The 18,324-nt window shown below is 73.9% G+C and carries 19 protein-coding genes; 6 read left to right on the top strand and 13 right to left on the bottom strand.

The window, feature by feature from the left end; genetic code table 11:
- The first annotated feature begins 32 nt into the window (after positions 1 to 32).
- Together CEB94_RS32420 and CEB94_RS32425 are read left to right on the top strand one after the other, a co-directional pair.
- On the top strand, positions 33 to 425 hold the full coding sequence (locus CEB94_RS32420; RefSeq protein WP_175435562.1) for a hypothetical protein: 393 nt from the start codon (positions 33 to 35) through the stop codon (positions 423 to 425).
- A complete protein-coding gene (locus CEB94_RS32425) occupies positions 422 to 1,699 on the top strand; it encodes a DUF418 domain-containing protein (RefSeq protein ID WP_175435563.1) in 1,278 nt (425 codons plus the stop codon). The genes CEB94_RS32420 and CEB94_RS32425 overlap by 4 nt, the downstream gene beginning before the upstream one ends.
- Here the strand turns inward: CEB94_RS32425 and CEB94_RS32430 are convergent.
- The 8 genes from CEB94_RS32430 to CEB94_RS32465 form a co-directional block, all read right to left on the bottom strand.
- Positions 1,602 to 3,332: a type IV secretory system conjugative DNA transfer family protein gene (locus tag CEB94_RS32430; RefSeq protein WP_175437244.1), complete on the bottom strand. Its 1,731-nt coding sequence runs from the start codon at positions 3,330 to 3,332 to the stop codon at positions 1,602 to 1,604. The two genes, CEB94_RS32425 and CEB94_RS32430, sit on opposite strands and share 98 nt — an antisense overlap.
- A 74-nt stretch (positions 3,333 to 3,406) precedes the next feature.
- The gene (locus CEB94_RS32435) at positions 3,407 to 4,975 is read right to left on the bottom strand and encodes an ATP/GTP-binding protein (RefSeq protein WP_381112579.1); all 1,569 of its coding nucleotides are present in this window, start codon (positions 4,973 to 4,975) and stop codon (positions 3,407 to 3,409) included.
- A 215-nt stretch (positions 4,976 to 5,190) separates the two neighbouring features.
- Complete coding sequence (locus CEB94_RS32440) at positions 5,191 to 6,684, bottom strand: SCO6880 family protein (RefSeq protein ID WP_175435565.1); 1,494 nt, start codon at positions 6,682 to 6,684, stop codon at positions 5,191 to 5,193.
- 165 nt (positions 6,685 to 6,849) lie between these two features.
- Positions 6,850 to 8,088 (bottom strand): hypothetical protein, encoded by a 1,239-nt coding sequence (locus CEB94_RS32445; RefSeq protein WP_175435566.1) that lies wholly within the window; start codon positions 8,086 to 8,088, stop codon positions 6,850 to 6,852.
- 1 nt (position 8,089) lies between these two features.
- On the bottom strand, positions 8,090 to 8,902 hold the full coding sequence (locus CEB94_RS32450) for a DUF8175 domain-containg protein (RefSeq protein ID WP_175435567.1): 813 nt from the start codon (positions 8,900 to 8,902) through the stop codon (positions 8,090 to 8,092).
- 21 nt (positions 8,903 to 8,923) lie between these two features.
- Positions 8,924 to 9,208 carry a hypothetical protein gene (locus CEB94_RS32455; RefSeq protein WP_031134229.1) on the bottom strand — a complete coding sequence of 95 codons (285 nt, stop codon included), beginning with the start codon at positions 9,206 to 9,208 and terminating at the stop codon, positions 8,924 to 8,926.
- Between the two features lie 74 nt (positions 9,209 to 9,282).
- Entirely contained in the window at positions 9,283 to 9,573 is a 291-nt protein-coding gene (locus tag CEB94_RS32460; RefSeq protein ID WP_175435568.1) for a hypothetical protein, read from the bottom strand.
- Positions 9,570 to 10,013, bottom strand: coding sequence for a DUF6668 family protein (locus CEB94_RS32465; protein WP_175435569.1), 444 nt, complete (start codon positions 10,011 to 10,013; stop codon positions 9,570 to 9,572). Before CEB94_RS32465 ends, CEB94_RS32460 begins: the two co-directional genes overlap by 4 nt.
- Before the next feature lie 512 nt (positions 10,014 to 10,525).
- Here CEB94_RS32465 and CEB94_RS32470 point away from each other — a divergent pair.
- The 3 genes from CEB94_RS32470 to CEB94_RS32480 all read left to right on the top strand — a co-directional run bounded on the left by CEB94_RS32470 (position 10,526) and on the right by CEB94_RS32480 (position 13,009).
- Positions 10,526 to 11,353: a transglycosylase SLT domain-containing protein gene (locus tag CEB94_RS32470; RefSeq protein WP_175435570.1), complete on the top strand. Its 828-nt coding sequence runs from the start codon at positions 10,526 to 10,528 to the stop codon at positions 11,351 to 11,353.
- A gap of 21 nt (positions 11,354 to 11,374) precedes the next feature.
- On the top strand, positions 11,375 to 12,307 hold the full coding sequence (locus tag CEB94_RS32475; RefSeq protein ID WP_175435571.1) for a hypothetical protein: 933 nt from the start codon (positions 11,375 to 11,377) through the stop codon (positions 12,305 to 12,307).
- 156 nt (positions 12,308 to 12,463) lie between these two features.
- A complete protein-coding gene (locus CEB94_RS32480; protein WP_031134241.1) occupies positions 12,464 to 13,009 on the top strand; it encodes a sigma-70 family RNA polymerase sigma factor in 546 nt (181 codons plus the stop codon).
- Between the two features lie 44 nt (positions 13,010 to 13,053).
- Here the strand turns inward: CEB94_RS32480 and CEB94_RS32485 are convergent, their stop codons facing one another.
- The 3 genes from CEB94_RS32485 to CEB94_RS32495 form a co-directional block, all read right to left on the bottom strand.
- Positions 13,054 to 13,479: an acyl-CoA thioesterase gene (locus CEB94_RS32485; RefSeq protein ID WP_175435572.1), complete on the bottom strand. Its 426-nt coding sequence runs from the start codon at positions 13,477 to 13,479 to the stop codon at positions 13,054 to 13,056.
- A gap of 58 nt (positions 13,480 to 13,537) precedes the next feature.
- The gene (locus tag CEB94_RS32490; RefSeq protein WP_175435573.1) at positions 13,538 to 14,167 is read right to left on the bottom strand and encodes a hypothetical protein; all 630 of its coding nucleotides are present in this window, start codon (positions 14,165 to 14,167) and stop codon (positions 13,538 to 13,540) included.
- Between the two features lie 86 nt (positions 14,168 to 14,253).
- Positions 14,254 to 15,462: a pyridoxal phosphate-dependent aminotransferase gene (locus CEB94_RS32495; RefSeq protein WP_175435574.1), complete on the bottom strand. Its 1,209-nt coding sequence runs from the start codon at positions 15,460 to 15,462 to the stop codon at positions 14,254 to 14,256.
- An 87-nt stretch (positions 15,463 to 15,549) separates the two neighbouring features.
- Between CEB94_RS32495 and CEB94_RS32500 the strand changes: the two genes are divergently transcribed.
- The gene (locus CEB94_RS32500; protein WP_175435575.1) at positions 15,550 to 16,176 is read left to right on the top strand and encodes a winged helix-turn-helix transcriptional regulator; all 627 of its coding nucleotides are present in this window, start codon (positions 15,550 to 15,552) and stop codon (positions 16,174 to 16,176) included.
- 52 nt (positions 16,177 to 16,228) lie between these two features.
- Here the strand turns inward: CEB94_RS32500 and CEB94_RS32505 are convergent, their stop codons facing one another.
- A complete protein-coding gene (locus CEB94_RS32505) occupies positions 16,229 to 17,020 on the bottom strand; it encodes a hypothetical protein (RefSeq protein WP_175435576.1) in 792 nt (263 codons plus the stop codon).
- Entirely contained in the window at positions 17,020 to 18,285 is a 1,266-nt protein-coding gene (locus tag CEB94_RS32510; protein WP_175435577.1) for a VWA domain-containing protein, read from the bottom strand. The genes CEB94_RS32505 and CEB94_RS32510 overlap by 1 nt, the downstream gene beginning before the upstream one ends.
- Positions 18,286 to 18,324: the final 39 nt, after the last annotated feature.

Raw genomic sequence — 18,324 nt, forward strand, 5'->3', positions numbered from 1 at the left:
GTGCCCTCAGGGCGTCGGGCGAAGGGGTTGAAGTGAACGCACAGGTGGTGCTGCTCGCGCTGTGTACGGGGCTCGGCCTCGGATGCCTGCTGGCCGCGGTCCGGGCACTGGCGACGGCCGCCTCCCTGTGGGCGCGCGGCCGGCGGGTGATGGGGCGGGTGACGGCACGCGCGGCGACCGACGGGCGGCGCGGCGGGCTGGTCGTGTTCTCCGACCACCTGGGAAGGGACCTCGTCCTCGATCCGGGCCCGATCGGGCTGTTCTGCGGAGTGCCCCCGGTCGGCGGCAGCGTGCCGGTCGTGTACGCGCGCGAGCGTCCCACCCAGGCCAGACTGTGGACGTCCCGGCACCTGCTGGCGCCGTCGTTCGGCTGGTTCCTGTCCGCCACCCTGGCGTTCGGCACCGGGGTCGTGACGGCCGGGTGAGCCCGGCCGGTGCTCCGCGGGTCGGCGAACTCGACGTGCTGCGCGGGTTCGCCCTGTTCGGCATCCTCGTGGTCAACGCCCTGCTCGTGGCGGGCCCGTACACGGTCTTCGGCGGCGGACCGGGGGCGCCGGCCCCGGACCGGGTCGCCGCGTGGCTGGTGACCGCGCTGGTCACCGCCAAGTTCTACGTCCTGTTCTCCTTCCTCTTCGGCTACAGCTTCGTCCTCCAGGCCCGGTCCGCGCGCCGGGCCGGTGCCGCCTTCGCACCCCGCCATCTGCGGCGCACGGCAGGCCTGTTCGTCCTGGGTGCGGCACACGCGGTCCTGCTGTACCCGGGGGACGTCCTGACGACGTACGCCGTCCTCGCCCTGGTCATGTACGGGCTGAGCGGGCTCACCGTCCGGGCCGCACTGAGGCTCGCGGCCGCCCTGCTGCTGCTCCTGGCGACGCTGCTGCTCGGGTACGGGCTGCTGACCGTCGTCCTCACCGAGCCGGTCACCGCCACCGCGGACGCGCCCCGGGCCGCCGAGCGGGTCGTCGCCTACCGGGGCGACGCCGCCTCGGTGCTCGGCACCCACCTGCGCGACCTGCCGGCCGCGATCGGCACCGATCTGCTGTACGCGCCCGCCATGCTGGCCGCGTTCCTGGGCGGGCTGGCGGCGGCGAAGTCCCGGCTGGCCGAGCGGCGCGGCCGGGACCGCGCATGGCTGCGCCGGACCGCTCTGCGCGGGCTGCCGGCCGGCCTCGCCGGTGGCGTGATCGCCGCCTGCTGTGCGTGCGGGCCGCTGGACAGCCGCTGGTTCCTGGTCGGGCAGGCGGCGACCGTCCTGACCGCCCCGGCGCTCGCCACGTCGTATGCCTGCGGTCTGCTCCTGCTGCTGCGGTGGGCCGGGAACCGCGTCCCGGCGGCGGCCGGTGTGCTCGCCGCCGCCGGGCGCATGGCGCTCAGCCACTACCTCACCCAGTCACTCGTCCTCGCCTGGGTGTTCTCCGGATACGGTCTTGGCCTGCACGACCGGGCCGGTACGGTCGCGGTCCTGACCGGGTGCGTCCTGCTCTACGCCGTCCAGCTGGCGCTCGGCGCCCGGCTGTCGGCGCGGGTGCGCTACGGGCCGGCCGAGTACGTCCTGCGTGCCGTCACACGCGGACGACGCCGCGGGGCCTTCCGGCGGAGGGTCACGACACCTGCTCGGACAGCGGCACCGCCCGCGGCCCGGGCAGACCGGGAACCGTGCGCGGCCCCGCCGGAAAACGGCGCGCGGCGCGCTCCGTGATGGCGGCCGTCTCCGCCTTCGCCGCCGCCGAGATCGCCGCTGCGCCGGGCTCCTTGTACCAGGGCCGCAGCCGGATCAGCGCGGGCTTGACGCCGGTGGCGAGCAGCAGCGCCGTGCCCTTGGGCAGGGCACGGATGCGGTCCGGCGGCAGGACGGCCTCCTGGCGGTAGGAGTACGACCGCGACGTGCCCTCCTTGCCGCGCGAGACGGTGGGGGTGCGGACGTCGTGCTGGCCGACGAGCGTGGAGACCTTCTGCACGAAGTCGGCGTCGTCCAGACCCGCGCCGAGGAGCTTGACCGTCGCCGCGCTCCACAGCGCGTCCATGCCCATCTCGCCCCACACCCGGGCGCCCTGGCGGTAACTCTGCAGCAGTGTGACGACGTTGATGCCGCGGGAGCCGAAGTGCGAGTACAGGTCGGGCAGATCGGAGATGCGGCAGACGTTGGCGGCCTCGTCGAGCACCGCGGTCAGCGGCGGATCGAGCCGGCCGCCCATGCGTTCGGCGGCCACCACACCGGCCCGCATCGTCGCGTCGGCGAGCCCCGCGATGACACCGGCCGCGGAACCGCCGCCGTCCTTGGACAGCAGGTAGAGCGTGTCCCGGCCGAGGACGTGCCGGTCGGGGCGGAACTCCGGGAGCCGGGGGTCGGGCGTGACCCAGGCGAGGATCTCCGGGTCCAGCAGGCAGGACACGGTCTGGCGGGCGGTCTCGTAGATGCCGTCCCGGGTCTCGACGGCACCGCGGACGGTGCCTTGCAACTGCTCGGCCATCGCCACGAGTCCGGCGTCGCGCAGCAGGTCGACCGGGGTGCGGTCGGCGGGGTCGGCGAGCCAGCCGAGCAGTTCGGGCAGGGGGGTGCCGCTGCGGGCCGCGGCCAGGAAGAGAGCCGTCAAGGTGTTCTGGGCGGCCGAGATCCAGAAGTCCTTCTTCGCCGTGTCGTCGTTGACGGACGCCACGAAGTGACCGGCCATGCGGCGGGATCCCTCGATGGTGTGGCACTCGCCGAGCAGGTTCCACCACATGGCCCGTGGGGTGTGGGCGATGCCCTGCGGGTCGAACGTCCAGACCGTGCCCGCCCGCTCGCGTTCGGCGCGGGTGACGGCGTACACGTCGGACTTGTTGGAGGTGAGCAGGACCGCGCCCTGAGCACGCAGCACCCGGGGGACCGCGATGCCGGTGGACTTGCCGGCCCGCGGTGCCATCAGGTCCAGCTCCACGTCCTCGTAACTGCTGCGCAGCTCGGGCCCGTTCGGCATGAGGTCGCCCAGCAGGTTGCCGGTCTCGTCCGGGTGCAGCCGGTCGCGGCCCTCCAGGGTGGGGCGCAGGTCGCGGGCGCGGGCCTCGATGCCCTTGGGGCACATCGAGGCGAGTTCGCGCCGCCCGGCCAGGCCCTCGGTGCGGCCGGCCCGGCCCAGCAGGAAGCGCACCAGGAGGGCGACGGGCAGGGCGACGAGCCCCAGCAGACCGAGCATGCCCCCGTAGAGCGCCACGGCCGGGGTCCCGGGCCACAGGCCGCCGGGCCCGGCGGAGACCAGCCGCTCCACGGTGGACAGGGCGAACGGGGGGCCCTCCCAGCCGTTGCCGGTCAGCCCGGACCCGAGGTTCCCGCCGGACCAGACGACGGTGAACATGACCAGACCGGTGCCGGCGAGCGCCACGATCGCCCACGGCAGCTGCTCGTGCGCGGAACCGGTGCCCGGGGCCTTCACGCGGTCCACCTCCCCGCGTCGCCCCCGGCCACCGGGCCGTCGGGCACGCCCGGCATCGCGTACGCCCCCTCCTGAGCGGCCCGTGCCACCTGCGCGGCGGTGTGGGCGAGTTCCTGCCCGACCGCCCGCTCGACGGCGTTCTCGTTCGGCGTCCACCGGGTGTTGGTGTTGTGCAGCCGGCGTTCGGCGTCGGTGATGGCGACCTTGATCGGGATGCCGGGGCGCCCGCCGACCTTGATCAGGAAGCGGCCCCGGCCCGGCGGCTCCTCGTGCTCCCCGGTGACCCCCCAGCCGGGCGGCGAGGACCACGACGACACGAGTTCGATCTCGCGCCGGGACAGCCCCACCACCTTGCCGAGGTCCTCCATCTCCGCCTTCGGCAGCCCCGCGCACACCACCATCCCCGCCCGCTCGACGAACCCGCGGGCCTTGGCCCGGTCGGCGTCGGTGCCGAGGGCCTCGGCGTCCTTCAGCGTGTGCGTGATCTTGGCGTCGCCCAGGCCGAGGGAACGGTTCAGCCGCGTCAGCGCGTCGATGCGGTCGACGATGCCGGAGGCGGCGCGCAGCGGGCGCCACAACTCGTCGAGCACCGTGAAGAACCAGCGCCGCGGCTCCAGTCCGGCGTCCGCGAGCGCGTGCGAGGCGGCCACCGTGCCGAGCCCGTCGGACCAGGCGGCGAGCATCGCGGCGGCGGTCAGCTGGGTGTCGGCCTCACCGATGCCGGAGATGTCGATGCACACCGCGGGGGCGGCCGGGTCGATGCGCGTGGAGGTCTCGGAGGCGAAGGTGTCGCCCAGCGGACCGTCGAGGATGCCCAGCAGGGAGCGGTGCAGCGGGTCGACGGCGTCCCGGTAGCGGGCGTCGTCCCCGCGGTCCAGGGTGACCGCGCGCACCCGGTCGGGGCCCTCGGCGAGCACCCTGAGCACGTCCGGCAGCAGGACGGTACGGCCCGGTGGGGTGCGTTCGCGCAGGTGGTGCAGGACGGCGGAGAGCACCGACTGCTCGTGGTCGTCCATCGGCCGGCCGCGCACGATGGTGATCAGCGCGGCCACCATGTTCAGCACCCGGCCGTGCGTCTCGGCCTTCAGCACCTCGCCCGCCTCGCCGCCGATCCGCGCCGCCGCCGCGCCCATGGCGCCCGGGTCGAGGACGTTGATTCCGCCACGGCCCCGGCCGATGGAGATCACCTGGCCGCCGAGGGCGCGGACCGTGTCGGCGTAGTCGGGCTTGAGGTCGCCGAGGACCAGCGGGACGACCCCGGTCGCGGACAGTCCGATCAACATGCGGTTGACCAGCGTGGACTTGCCCAGACCCGGCATGCCGAGCATGAACAGCGACGGATTGGAGATGTAGCGGGCCCGGGTGAACCAGTTCAGCGGGTCGCCGCAGACCGTGGCCCCGGTGAACAGGTGCTGTCCCAGCGGCACGCCCGTCATGGGAGAGCCGGAACCGGCCGCGAACGGCCACATGCCGCACGCCTGCACGGTCGTGGCCCGCCACATGGTCGGCGGGTCCAGATAGCCGACCCGCCCGCCCCCGGGCCCGTACCAGCCACGGGGTGGCACGAAGAGCTCGCGCGGTCGGGAACCGGCCGCCTTCCGGCCCGCCCGGCCCTTCCGGCCACCGCCCCGCCCGCCGTCGTCCTCGCCCGAACCCTTGCTCCGTCCGGACTTTCCCGGCCGCGCGGCACCCGCTCCGGCACGCGGCACGCCCAGTTCCTCACGCGCCCGCAACTCGGCCAGCCGGTCGGCCTGTTCGGCCCGTTTTTCCGCCCGGCGGCTCACAGCGCCTCCTGCAGTTCGTGCGGGATCAGGGTCTGCTCCCACGGGAGGACCCCGGCGGGCAGCGTGCAGCTGAACGCCGCCGCCTGCATCCGGTCCGCCGGCCGCATCAGCACCCGCGAGGCGGCGGTCAGGTTGCGCACGGTGACACTCGCGTCGGCCAGTTGCTCCATGGTGTCGACGGTGACCGTCAGCATCAGCGAGAACTCCACGAGCCCCGCGCCCGACGCCTCCTCGGCGGCGGTCTGCTCCGCCGCCCGCATCTCCGAGGCCGCCCGGGCCTGCACCATGCCCCGGCCCGACGTCGCCATGAACTGGGCGCTGCGCCGATCCGCCTCGACGATCCTGGCGGAGGTGGCCGGATCGATCGGCCGGTACACCAGCGCGACCCGCTTGCGCCGCGTGCCGGGCGCCGCCTCCAGCATGCCCCGCAGCACCGAGGACCGGACGGTGCCGCGCGGCGCCAGCGTCATCAGCCAGGTCCGGGACACCCCCGAGTCGTGCTGGTAGCTGCCCACGGTCTCGACGGCGGCGGCGGGACCGGCGTCGTCCCACTCCAGGCCCGTGCCGCCGTGCCGGGCCCGGGCGTCGAGGACGTCGGCGGCGACCGCCGGGTCGTAGGCCACCCGCACGACCTCCGCGATCCGTTCCGCCGACAGCGGGTAGGCCGCTCCGCCGCCGGCTGCCACCAGACCGCTGAGCAGGCCGGGGACGCGGATGGCGAGGTCGGTGATCACGTCTTCCTTCTTCCGCCGCTGGTTCGCGGGGACGCCGTAGGTGAGGCTGACGTACGTGTGCATCTCGGAGGACGCGGTGGGGTACCGCTCGACGACCTCCTCCATCACGGCCCGGGCCGCGGCCGGCGCGTCGTCCCGGATGCGGGGCAGCACCTCGTGGGCGAGCCGGGTGCCGGGGTCGGGGGCGGTCTCCACGATCACCGACGCGCCGCGCAGGCCGGGCTCGTGGGCCAGCCGGGCCAGCCACTCGCCCCACAGCGCGACCCAGACGTCCACCTGGTCGGGGTCGACGAGCGCACCGCCGTCGGGGTCGCAGCCCAGCACGATCGTGTAGAGGTCGCGGTTGGGGTGGTGCAGCACGCCGAAGGGGCGGTCGTAGGCGTCCCGGCCCTCGGTCGCGGTCACCTTGTTGAGCAGACCCGGCGGACGGAACCGGCCGCCGGGCCGGGCGGAGAGCGGCCCGGAGACGTACAGGTGCGCCCCCTTGGCCTTACGCCGCCGCCAGCCGACGCGCAGGGCCATCAGCTGGTAGACGTTGCGGCCGTCCTGGGTGCGGATGGCGAGCGGGACCAGGAGCACCGCGATGGGGGTGAACACGACGATGGCCGCGTACAGCGAGATCAGTGACGCGAGCAGCGTGAGGACGAGCCCGCCGAAGACACCGAAGGTGCCGACGAGCCCGAGCGGACCGAGCCCGGGACGCCGGGGGCGGCGCCAGTTCCCGTAGGTCGGGTGGGTGACGGCTTCCGTGGACATGGGGGTCCGTTTTCCCTTCGTGGAGTGGTGGGGTGACGGGCGGGGGCACGGGCGGGGAGGGCGGAGACCGCCGGGCTCCGCGGGGGATCGGGAGCCCGGCGGCCGTTCGGGGTGCGGCGGGACGGGCGTCCGGCGAGAGTGCCGGGCCCGTCCGGGCCGCGGGGGTCAGGTGTTGTGCCCCTTGTCGGGATCGGCGCCCTCCAGGGAGCCGGAGGCGGTGCGGCCGACGACCTGCGCCGCGGTCACCGCCGCCCCGACGGCGACACCGACCGGACCACCGGCCGCCGCGGCGGCCCGGCCCGCGCCCGCGGACGCCCCGCCCCCGCCGGCGCCACCGCCCGCTCCGGCGCCCGAGACACCGGGCTGCCCCGCGCCGCCGGTACCGGACGGGCCGGACATGCCGGCGCTACCGGACGAGCCCTGTGAGCCACCCGAGCCGCCCGCACCGGACGCCCCCGACGCGCCGCGCGGACCGCTGTGCCCCCCGCTGCCGCTGCCGCCGGCACCGCTGGCGCCGAGCGAACGGGCGCCGGAGGCCAGGGACCCGCCGACCGTGGACATCGCCCCGGACATCGCGGACGCCCCGCCGAGAGCGGCGGTGGCGGGCACGACGAGCTTCAGCAGGGCGGGCAGGGCGACTGCGGACAACAGCATCACGCCGATACCGGCGATGCGTTCGTTGATGTCGCTGCCGCCGTTCCGGCCCGAGCTGATCATGGCCGAGCCCGCGTACAGCACCAGACCGGCCGCCGGTTTGTACAACAGCCAGGCGATCATCCAGCCGAGGTGCTTGCGCCACCAGCCGCCGCCCCAGTCCGTCATGGAGGCGGCGGCGGCCAGCGGAAGGGTGCCCAGCAGCAGGATCATGACGCCGAGGCGGATGTAGAGCAGGATCGTGTGGATGATCCCGGCGATCAGCAGCAGGAACGCGAGGACCAGCAGCAGGAAGGCCTCGATGCCGTTGCCGTCGGAGCAGGCGCCCACGGCGCTCAGCTGCTTCTCCGCGCCCGCGTTGAACAGGTAGGTGGAGTAGTCGTCCGAGAGGGCGGCGGCGGCCGTGACCACGGTGGTGGCGGCACCCGAGACGAGCACGACCCGCAGGATGCCCTTCAGGGCGGTCGTACCGGCCGCACCGCGCCGCTCGATCGCCATCCGGGCGGCAGCGAACAGCAGCGAGCCGACCGCCAGGTAGACCACGATCCACTGGGTCTGGCTGTTGATGTCCTGGGCGGTGGTGGTCCCCGAGAGGGTCGGAATGCCGGTGGTCAGCGCCCCGAACACCGCGATGGCGCCCGCGAGTACGGCGTTGGCCACCCCCTCGACGATGGTCCCGATGGGGTCGCCGAGGAAGCTGAAGAATCCGACCGCGATGTCGACGATGGGATTACCGGTCGGGCACGCCATGTCAAACCCCCCAGAGGAGATGGCCGTTGGTCCCCTGGACCGCCTTCACCGGCGTGTGCAGGGCACCGTTGTCGGAGGGCTGGACCTTCCAGTCGCCGCCGCTCCAGCGCAGGGAGACCGAGGTCGTGGCGTATCCCTGAGCGGTCTTGAGCAGCAGCTCCACGGTCGCCGCCCGGCCGGAGTACGCGGGCACCGAGAATCCGGCGTAGGAAGCGACGGACGAGCTGCCGGACCCGGTGTCCGGGCGGGAGCCGGAGCCGGTGTCCCGCCCGCCGCCCGGGGCGTCGTCCCGGACCGTGGAGCGCTTGAAGACGAACAGGTCCCGGCCCCGGCCGGGAACGACCTGCTCCTGCGCGACGGTCCGCCAGTCGGACTCGCTCATGTGCGAGGGAATGATGTGGGCGGCCAGCACGGCCCCGGCCGGCGTGTGCGCGAAGCACCACCACACGGGCCCCTGGGTCAGGGTCGGGCCGGCCGACGCCGAGACGGGCACACGCGTGACGCCGAGGGTGCGCCAGTCGACGTCGCCGGGCGGGGCCGTGGGCATGACGTCGCCGCCTCCGTCGTCGGTGCGGCACCCGTCGGGCCGGCCGTCCCGCATGGCCGGGGAGCCGGACAGCGGCCCCTTCGAGGGCGGGGCGCCCGCGCGGTCGTCGGCGGTGCCCCGGCCGGCCGTCAGGGCGACGATCCCGCTCAGCAGGACGACGACGCCGAGGAACGCCGCCGACACCTGCCAGCCGCGCTGCCTCCAGTACGGCTCCGACAGCTCAGACCGGCGCCGGCGTGGCTCCCGGTACTCCCTGCGTGTGAACATCTCGATCGTCCCGTCGCCGGCTCAGTTGAAGACGAAGCCGACCAGCGGACCCGCGGTGGCGACCAGGACACAGCCGCCGAGCACCATGCCCAGACGGCTCATGTGCTCGGAGCTCTCACCGCGCTTGAGCGAGATGGCCATCATCGTGCCGGTGATCAGCACCCCGGCGACACCGGCGGCGGTGCCGGCCCAGGCGGCTATGCCGAGCACGGTGTTGACCTTGCTGGTGAGTTCGCCGGGGGCGTTGCTCTGCGGCTGGGGCACACCCGCGGCGAGCAGGTGGGTGGCTTCGTGGAGCAGGGACATGGGATCTCCGGGTGGTCGGCGCCCGGCGGGCGCGGGGAGCGAGAGGTGCGTGGTGCCGTGGAGGTGCGTGGTCCTCAGTGGAGGGACAGATCGCCGAGGAACGCGACGATCGGGCCGGCCGTCGTGGCGAGCAGGCAGGCCAGGGTGACGAAGAAGAAGCCGCGGAAGTACGTGCCGCCCTCGCCCGGCTCGCCGCGTTGCAGCTGGATCGCCATCTGCATGCCGACGATGAGCAGGCCGGCGACTCCCGCGGCCGAGGCGCACCAGGCGAGAACGCCGAGGATGGCGCCTGCGTCGGGGGTCGGGTTGTAGGCGGCGAGCAGCCCGCCCGGGGGGAGGGCGAGGCTCAGGAAGTAGGAGGTCATGATGCGGTTCTTTCGCCGTCGGCGCCCACCAGGTCGGCCAGCGCGCTGAGTTGCCGGGGGAGGTACGTGGGCTGCCCGCCCACGCGCCAGGCCGGGATCCACGGCACCCGCCGCACGGGGGCGACCGAGCGGACGACCCGGATACGGCGCAGCAGGCCGAGCGGGAGCCGCCCGGGGGCGTCGGCGACGAGGACGACGGCCAGCAGCTCGAGCCCCCGCGGAGCCTTGCCGTCCTCCAGCGCGCCCAGCGCCCGGGACACGGCGCGCAGTCCGCGGGCGCTCGTCCGGCCGACCAGCACGATCCGGCGCGGTTCGCCCCGTGCGGGCTCCGGCCAGCGGGCCCCCACGTCGACCCCGCCGAGCGCCTCGGCGAGCGAGGTGGCGCCGGCCCCGCCGTGGGCCTTGACCCACCCGATCCCGTCCCGCGACGTCCCGCGCACCGGCTTAGGCCGCCCCGGCTCGGCCCAGGGAGCCTCGCCGCCGGCGGGCGGGGAGGCCTTGCGGGGGACGGCGGAGCCCCGGCGGGCCGCCGGAGCGGGGCCGGGGCCGGACGCGGGACCCGGGCGGGGTGTCCCCGGGGGGCCGGGCGTGCGCGCGGGGCCCGGAGTCGTCGCGGAGGCACGGCTCGTCACCGGGGCCGGGCCCTTCCCCGCGCTCGGCGGGGCGCCCCTACCGGGGGTACCGCCACCGGGGTACCCCCGCCGGGGGCCGCCGGCCGTCCGGTCTTCGGCCCTCGGACCCATGAGTGCGGGTTCGACGGCGTCGTCTCAGGAGTGCCCATGTGCGGTCAGCCCTCCTTCTCCGCTCGCGATTCGGCTGCTCTGGCTCATCTGATGTCCACGGGTTTGAACTGAATTGCGCCGGGGCCCGTTTCGATCTCCCGAGCCCGTCGACAGCACAACGGGCCGTCCAGCCGTCGCGGTTCAAGGGAAGAGGAAGAAGGCGGGCACGCATGAGCGCGGGCACGGGTCAGAGCGGGGAGGGCGCAACCTCCACCGCCGTCCGGAACACCATCGCCGCCGGCACCGGCTGCGGCTGCCTGCTGTCGCCGGTCGCGCTGCTCGGCGCCCTGGTCGTGATCATCATCATCGGAGGGTTCGGGGTCCTGCTGGCCCCGCTCATCGCCCTGATCCTGCTGTTCTCGGGCGGAGGCGGAGACGGTTCCGCCGGTGCGGACGACGCGGACGAGGTGATCGCCGTCTTCAACGGCGACGGCAAGGGCGAGCTGGACACCTCGACGGTGCCGCAGGATTTGGCGGACCCGATCGAGGAGGCCGGTGACCTGTGCGAGGAGATCGGCCCGGTCGTCATCGCCTCGCAGCTCGAGCGGGAGTCCGGCTTCAACACGGAACTGGTCGGCGAGAACGGCGAGAAGGGCATCTCCCAGCTGGCGCCGGCCGTCTTCGAGAAGTACGGCGAGGACGACGACGACAACGACGAGACGTCGGCGCTCGACGCCGAGGACTCGATCATGGCGCAGGGCCGCTACCTGTGCGACCTCGCCGAGGAGGCCCGGCGGATGATCGATGCGAACGAGGCCACCGGCAGCGTCCTGGACCTCGCTCTGGCCGGCTACCACGTGGGGATGGACGCCGTACGCGCGGCCAAGGGGGTGCCGCAGACGAACGAGGCGCAGGGCTACGTCCTCGCCATCCGCGCCCAGTTCGCCAAGTACGCGGGCGTGGCGGCGCCGCCCCCCGGTGCCACCCCGGGTGTCACCCCCGGAACGGGCCCCGGCCCCACGGCTTCACCGTCCGCGTCCGCCGCTTCCGGCGCTTGAGCATCAGGAGGACCCGCAGTCATGACCCGCTTCGTCGTGCGCATCCCGGGTGAGGGACTCGCCGAGATCAACGGAGAGCTCCTGGCCGTCGGGCAGGGCCGGTCCGTGCACGAGGCCGTGCTGGACCGCCTGCAGCAGTACGCGCAGGAGCGCGCCGCCGCGGTCGAGGCCACGGTCAACGACGGTCCCGGAGGGGCGCATTTCGTCCTCCAGGTGGCACCCGACGGCTCCAGCCGCCTCCTCGACCCGACGGAGCGGGCAGAGCCGGCCGACCACGCCCCCGAACCACCGCCGCCCCCGGTCCCGGCCCCCACTCCCGCGTCGGCCGCCCCCATTCCCGCGTCGGCCGCCCCCGGTCCCGCCGCGTCCGTCGTCACTCCCGTGCCGGCCGCCCCCACTCCCGCGTCGGCCGTCGCCACGGCGGTCGCGCGGGCCCGGGCCGCCGCGACCGCACCCCCCGTACCCGTCCCGTCGCCGGCCCCCGTCCCGCCCCCGCCGCCCTCCCGGCCCCTCCCGCGGGAACTCGCCGACCGGGTGGCGCACATCAACGCGCTGGTGAGGAGGGCCCGACTGGAGGAGGCGTCCGCCGAGGTGACCGCCCTGCGCGAGGCGCTGACGCGCACGGCGGGTACGGAGCACCCGGACGCCCTGGAGGCCCGGGCCATGGAGGCGTACCTGGCGTACCTGCGCGGGGATCACCGGGAAGCCACGGTGCTGGCCCTGTCGGTGGCCCGCATCCTGTGCGGCGCGGGTGCCCCGCAGGCACCCGCGGCGGTGGCACGGGCGGCGGCCGCGTGGCAACGGCTGGAGGACGACCGGGCGGCGGAGATCCACGGCCGGGAACTGCTGCACATGTGGGGCAGGTTGCGCGGTGCCGGCCGCCTCTCGCCGGCGGACGAACACCTGGCCCACCGGGTGCGCGCCCACGTGGAGGCGCTGTCGTCCTGCGTGTGACCGGGGCGGGCGCCGTACCGGCCAACGGGCGATGTACGAGCCGTCGATCGAGCGTCAAACGAACGTGGAACTGCCCTGACCACACTCCGTTCCACCGGAGGCCCCGGTTCCAGTCGGCACGGCTGGACGGGCCACCCCAAGGAGCAGGAGCACACCATGAACGTGACGGTGATCGGGTCGGCGAGCGCGGTGTCGCCCGAGGAACGGGCGCTGAGGAACCTCTACCTGGAGCACGGGCCGGCCCTCTACGCGTACGTGCTGCGCATGCTGGGCGGGGACACGCACCGCGCGGAGGACGTTCTCCAGGAGACGCTGCTGCGCTGCTGGAACAAGCAGACGCTGGCCGACGGCGAGGGAATGGCTGTGCGGCCCTGGATGTTCCGCATCGCCCGCAACATCGTGATCGACGCACACCGTACGAAGACGGCCCGCCCGCAGGAGATAGGCGGCGCGAGCTGGCTGACCGAACTGGGCAGCGACGCCGACGACATCGAACGCATGCTGTCGTCCATCGTCCTGCACGACGCCCTCCGGGCCCTGACCCCCGCACACCGCGCGGCCCTGGAGGCCACCTTCTTCGCCGACCGCACCACCCAGCAGGCGGCCATCGCCCTGGGCGTCCCCCAGGGCACGGTGAAGTCCCGCGTCTACTACGCCCTGCGCAGCCTCAGAACGGCCCTGGAGGAGCGCGGCATGCGCTGACCCGCGCGCCGCGCCACCGCCCGCCCGGGACCCGGCGCACGGCACTACGGGAGCCCGAACATGCCCGGGTCCGACGCCAGCTTCCGGAAGACCGCCGCGGGATCGGCGACCAGTTTGCGCTTCTCGAGGTCCAGGATCCCGCCGACCGCCGAGATCTCGGCGGCCACCGACCCGTCGGCCTTCACCACGGTCTGCTCGATCCGGAACGTCTTGCCGTCACCCCACTGGAAGGCGCACGTCACCTCCACCTCGTCGCCCGCGAGGAGCTCCCGCCGGTAGCGGATGGTCGTCTCCAGGGCGACCGGGCCCACGCCGCTGCCGATGAGGGCGGACTGGCTGATCCCGGCGGCCTGCAGCAGCGACCAGCGGGCGTGTTCCGCGTAGTTCAGGTAGACCGCCTGGTTGAGGTGTCCCTGCACGTCGGTCTCGTACCCACGGACGGTGACAGGGACGGAAAACGGCTCGCTCACGGCTTCCCCTTCGAGGACTCGTGCACTGCACAACGATCCCCCGATCTTGTCATGCTCATCACGCCCGGCGCGGCGAAGCCAGCAGATACCGGGTCCCGCCGCGTGGCTCGCGGTGCTCGCTCACCTGCCAGCCTGCCCCTTCCAGGGTGGCCGCGCAGGCCCGCAGCGCCTCGCCGTCCGGTTCGTGTACGGCGGCGGCCTCCGGCTGCGGGGTCTCCCGCACGCGGTACCCCCCGCCCTCCTGCCCCGCCGGAGCGTGCCCGGCCGCCTCCAGTGCCAGCGCGGCGGCCCGCACCAGATGCGTACGCTCCCAGCCGCACGGCCGGTCCGTGGCCCCGCCCGGGTTGGTCATCCGGCGCAGCTCCAGCAGCCCCTGCCAGGCGCTGTGCACCTCACGGCGCCGGGCGGGCCCGGCATCCACAGGGGCCTCCTCGCCGCCGACCCGCGCCGCGAAGACGCCCGCCGATGCCGGGGCCTGGGCGGCGGGCTCGGGCGTCTCCAGCACGCCCTGCCGCACCCGGTGCCCCTCCGGTGTCAGGAAGTGGTCGTGCGGCGGCCTCGGGTGCCGGAAGGCCAGCCCCCGCTTCACCAGAGCCGCGAGCTGCGACTCCGTGCCCCTGAGCCGCCCGGTCACCGGGTCGGCGGCGTCGATGACACGCCGCTGTGCTGCCGTCGGCGGTCGGGTCACGGCGCGCTCCTCTCCGGTTTCGGGCAGTCCCCGGGGCACACGCCCCACCTGCTCGAAGGCTACGACCCACCACTGACAGCCGCCCGCTACTGCCGGTACCCGCCGAGGAACCGCCCGATCCGGCCGATCGCCGCCTCCAGGTCGTCCGCGTGCGGCAGGGTCAGGATGCGGAAGTGGTCCGGGGCCGGCCAGTTGAAGCCCGTGCCCTGGACCACCTGGATCTTCTCCCGCAACAGCAGGTCCAGGACGAACCGCTCGTCGTCGTGGATCCTGTGCACCTTGGGGTCGAGGCGCGGGAAGGCGTACAGCGCGCCCTTGGGCTTCACGCAGCTCACGCCCGGAATCTCGTTGAGCATCCGCCAGGCCACGTCCCGCTGCTCCAGCAGCCGCCCACCCGGTGTGGTCAGCTCACGGATGGACTGCCGGCCGCCGAGCGCGGCCTGGATGGCGTACTGCGCGGGCGCGTTGGCGCACAGCCGCATGGAGGCCAGCATGGTGAGGCCCTCCAGGTAGTCCTTGGCGTGCTGCCGCGGCCCCGTGACCACCAGCCAGCCGGAACGGAAACCCGCCACGCGGTAGGTCTTGGACAGGCCGCAGAAGGTGAGGACCACCAGGTCGGGGGCGAGCGCGGCGGCCGAGTGGTGCACGGCGTCGTCGTACAGGATCTGGTCGTAGATCTCGTCGGCGAAGACCATGAGGCCGTGCCGCCGGGCGAGGTCGAGGATGCCCTCGACGATCTCCTTGGGGTAGACCGCGCCGGTGGGGTTGTTCGGGTTGATGATCACGACCGCCTTCGTGCGGTCGGTGATCTTCGACGCCATGTCGTCGAGGTCCGGGTACCAGTCGGCCTGCTCGTCGCACAGGTAGTGGACCGCCTTGCCGCCCGCGAGGGTCGTCACCGCCGTCCAGAGGGGGAAGTCGGGGGCGGGGATCAGGATCTCGTCGCCGTCCTCGATGAGCGCCTGCACGGCCATCGACACCAGTTCCGAGACACCGTTGCCGAGGAAGACGTCGTCGACGTCGACCTCCGGGCCGAGGGTCTGATAGCGCTGGGCCACGGCCCGGCGGGCGGAGAGGACGCCGCGCGAGTCGGTGTAGCCGTGGGCCTGCGGCAGCATCCGGATCATGTCCTGAAGGATCTCCTCCGGCGCCTCGAAGCCGAAGAGCGCGGGATTGCCGGTGTTCAGGCGCAGCACGCTGTGGCCCGCCTCCTCCAGCGCGTTGGCCTGCTCTATGACCGGGCCGCGGATCTCGTAACAGACCTCGCTGAGCTTGCTCGACTGCCGGAACTCCATGCGCTGCTTCCCCTCTGGCGACTGGTGTTGCTTGGTTTTACCAAGTAGACGCTTGGAAAGTCCAACAACTTGTCTACACTGCGTCGCATGCCACCTCGCCGAAGCTACGACCAGTACTGCTCCGCCGCCCGTGCGCTCGACGTCGTCGGTGACCGCTGGACCCTGCTGATCGTCCGGGAGCTCCTCGCCGGTCCCCGCCGTTACACCGATCTGCACGCGGACCTGCCCGGCGTGAGCACCGACGTACTCGCCTCGCGGCTGAAGGACATGGAGCGCGACGGTCTCGCGACCCGGCGCCGGCTGCCGCCGCCCGGTGTGGCCTATGTGTACGAAATCACCTCGCGTGGGCGGGAGTTGCTGCCCGTGTTGCAGGCGCTGGGGGAGTGGGGGCAACCCGGACTCGGGGAGCGCCGGCCGACGGACGCGGTGCGGGCGCACTGGTTCGCCCTGCCCCTGCTGCGTCGGCTGGACGGCGAGGGGATCGTCGAAGTCCGCCTGGAGGAAGGCCTGTTCCATCTGCACGCCGGTGCCGAAGAGGGGCCCGTGTACGGCGACGGGCCGGCCCCCGGGGAGCCGGACGCCCGGCTGGTCCTGGACACCGCCACGTGCACGGCCATCTCCCGCGGTGAGCTGGGCCTCGCCCACGCCGTGCGCGAGGGGCGGGTCGAGGTGAGCGGCGAGGGCACGCTCGCCAAGGCGCTGCGCGAGACATGAGAGAAGGCCCGCGGTCAGCGGGCCTTCTGAGGGCCGATCAGGTGAGGGTCGGTCAGGCGTCCGGCGGTACCCGGGCCGGCCGTCCCGTCCCGCGCGTCAGCGCGTACCCGCCGACACCCGCCAGCGCGGTCAGGATCCCGCCGAACGCGGTCCACACCCACCGGTCCGACCACCAGCCGGACGCCCAGCCGTCCTCGGGTTCGAGACCGGCCAGCACCGCCGCGTTCTCCCGCTCCTCCTCGGGCTTCGAGGCGATCCCCGGCACCAGCGGCTCGGCGAGCGAGCCGTCCACCGCCGCGGATCCGCCGATGTCCCTGGAGTCCACCCGCACTTCACCGCCGACCGGGAGACCGAGGTCGGCGGTGGCGACGCCGGTGGCCGTCAGCCGGATGTAGTACGTGCCCGGCAGCGGGTCATCGGCCCACGGCTCCGACCAGGCGCGGACCGTGCGCAGCACGCAGGCCAGTTCCACGGAGGAGACGTCCGCCGCCGCGGTGCGCGTCTGCGCCCCGTACTGGCAGGCCTGGCGGCGGCGCAGACCGTCGTAGACGTCGATCTGCCAGGTCTGGGGCGCGTGGGTCTGCGGGAGCTTCACCGTCGCCTTGACCGTGGGGCGCTGCCCGGTGTCCGAGGGGAACGACCAGTACAGGTAGTCGCCGGTGGAGCCGCTCGCCGTGGCCGACTGCCCCTGCTCGATCTCCGTCGCCGTACGGAACGACGTACCCGCCTGCGTGGGTGCCGACGAGTCGTTCTGCGACGGACTCGGCGAGGCGTCGGCCGCCGCCGGAGCGGCCGCGAGGCCCAGGGTCAGCAATGCCGCGCTCAACGCTTCTATCACTCGCATCAGTTGGTCCTCCAGACCGCGACCCGCCAGCGCGACAGCCAGCCCCAGACGAGACCGGCGAGGAAGCCGGTGAGGATCAGCACGCCGAGCAGCCACCAGCCGCGGCCGAGGCCGAAGGCGGCCACATCGCCCGCCTGGCTCGGGGCGTCCACGACGTCCACCGTCAGCTCCAGCGGCAGACCGGGCGTGGCCTTCACGCCGGAGGCCGCCGAGAAGGAGTGCGAGACGGCGAGGCAGACCGCCTCGGCGGGAGCGTCCTCGTCGTCGCTGTCGGCCTTCGGATAGCGCAGGCCCGTCGAGATCACGTCGGTACGGCCGTTGCCCGCCGCCTCGCCGCGCACGATCTCGCGGCCCTTCGAGGTGATGGCCCGCACGAGCACGCCGTAGCCGGGGTTCACGGCCCGGTCCGCCGCGACGCTCACCGAGGCGCGCAGCTCCTGGCCCGGCCGCACGTCCACCCGGTACCAGCGCTGCTGCCCGAACTCCTCCCGGTCGGTGTACAGGCCCGACTTCAGCGTCGGCGCCCCCGCACACCGGTCGGCGCCCTCCGCCGGTACCGGCGTCACCACCGGGTCGGCCGCCCGGTCCACCAACTGGTTGACCCGGTCGGTCAGTTCGTCCTGGTGCTCGACCGAGGTGTAGGTGCCGCCGGTGGCCTCGGCGATGCAGCTCAGCTGCCGGCTCAGCTTGGCGGTGGGCACCAGGCCCAGGGTGTCGATGGTCAGACCGATGCCCTTGGCCGCTATCTCACGGGCCACCTCGCACGGGTCGAGCGGGGCGCAGGTGTCCTCGCCGTCGCTGATCAGCACGATGCGCTTGGAGCCGTCGCCGCCGTCCAGGTCGCCGGCCGCCTTCAGCAGGGCCGGGCCGATCGGCGTCCAGCCCGTCGGGGTGAGGGTGGCGACGGCCGTCTTGGCCTCGGTGCGGTCGAGCGGGCCGACCGGGTAGAGCTGCGCGGTGTCCTTGCAGCCCGTCTTCCGGTCGTCCCCCGGGTAGTTCGCGCCGAGGGTGCGGATGCCGAGTTCGACCTCCTCGGGCGTCGCGTCGAGCACCTCGTTGAACGCCTGCTTCGCGGCGGCCATCCGCGACTGGCCGTCGATGTCCCGGGCCCGCATCGAGCCGCTCACATCGAGGACGAGGTCGACCTTGGGGGCGTCCTGGCCCGTGGGTTCACCGGCGGCCGCTCCGGCCGGGAAGGCGAGCCCGGCCGTCAGCGCGGCGAGCAGGGCACAGACCCCTGCCACCAGCCGTGTTCTTGTGATCATCGCCGGATCCTATTGATCACCCGGCTCCGGCTCCAAAAC

Origin of the sequence: Streptomyces hawaiiensis, from assembly GCF_004803895.1 — a bacterium.
In the GTDB taxonomy this organism is placed as follows: domain Bacteria; phylum Actinomycetota; class Actinomycetes; order Streptomycetales; family Streptomycetaceae; genus Streptomyces; species Streptomyces hawaiiensis.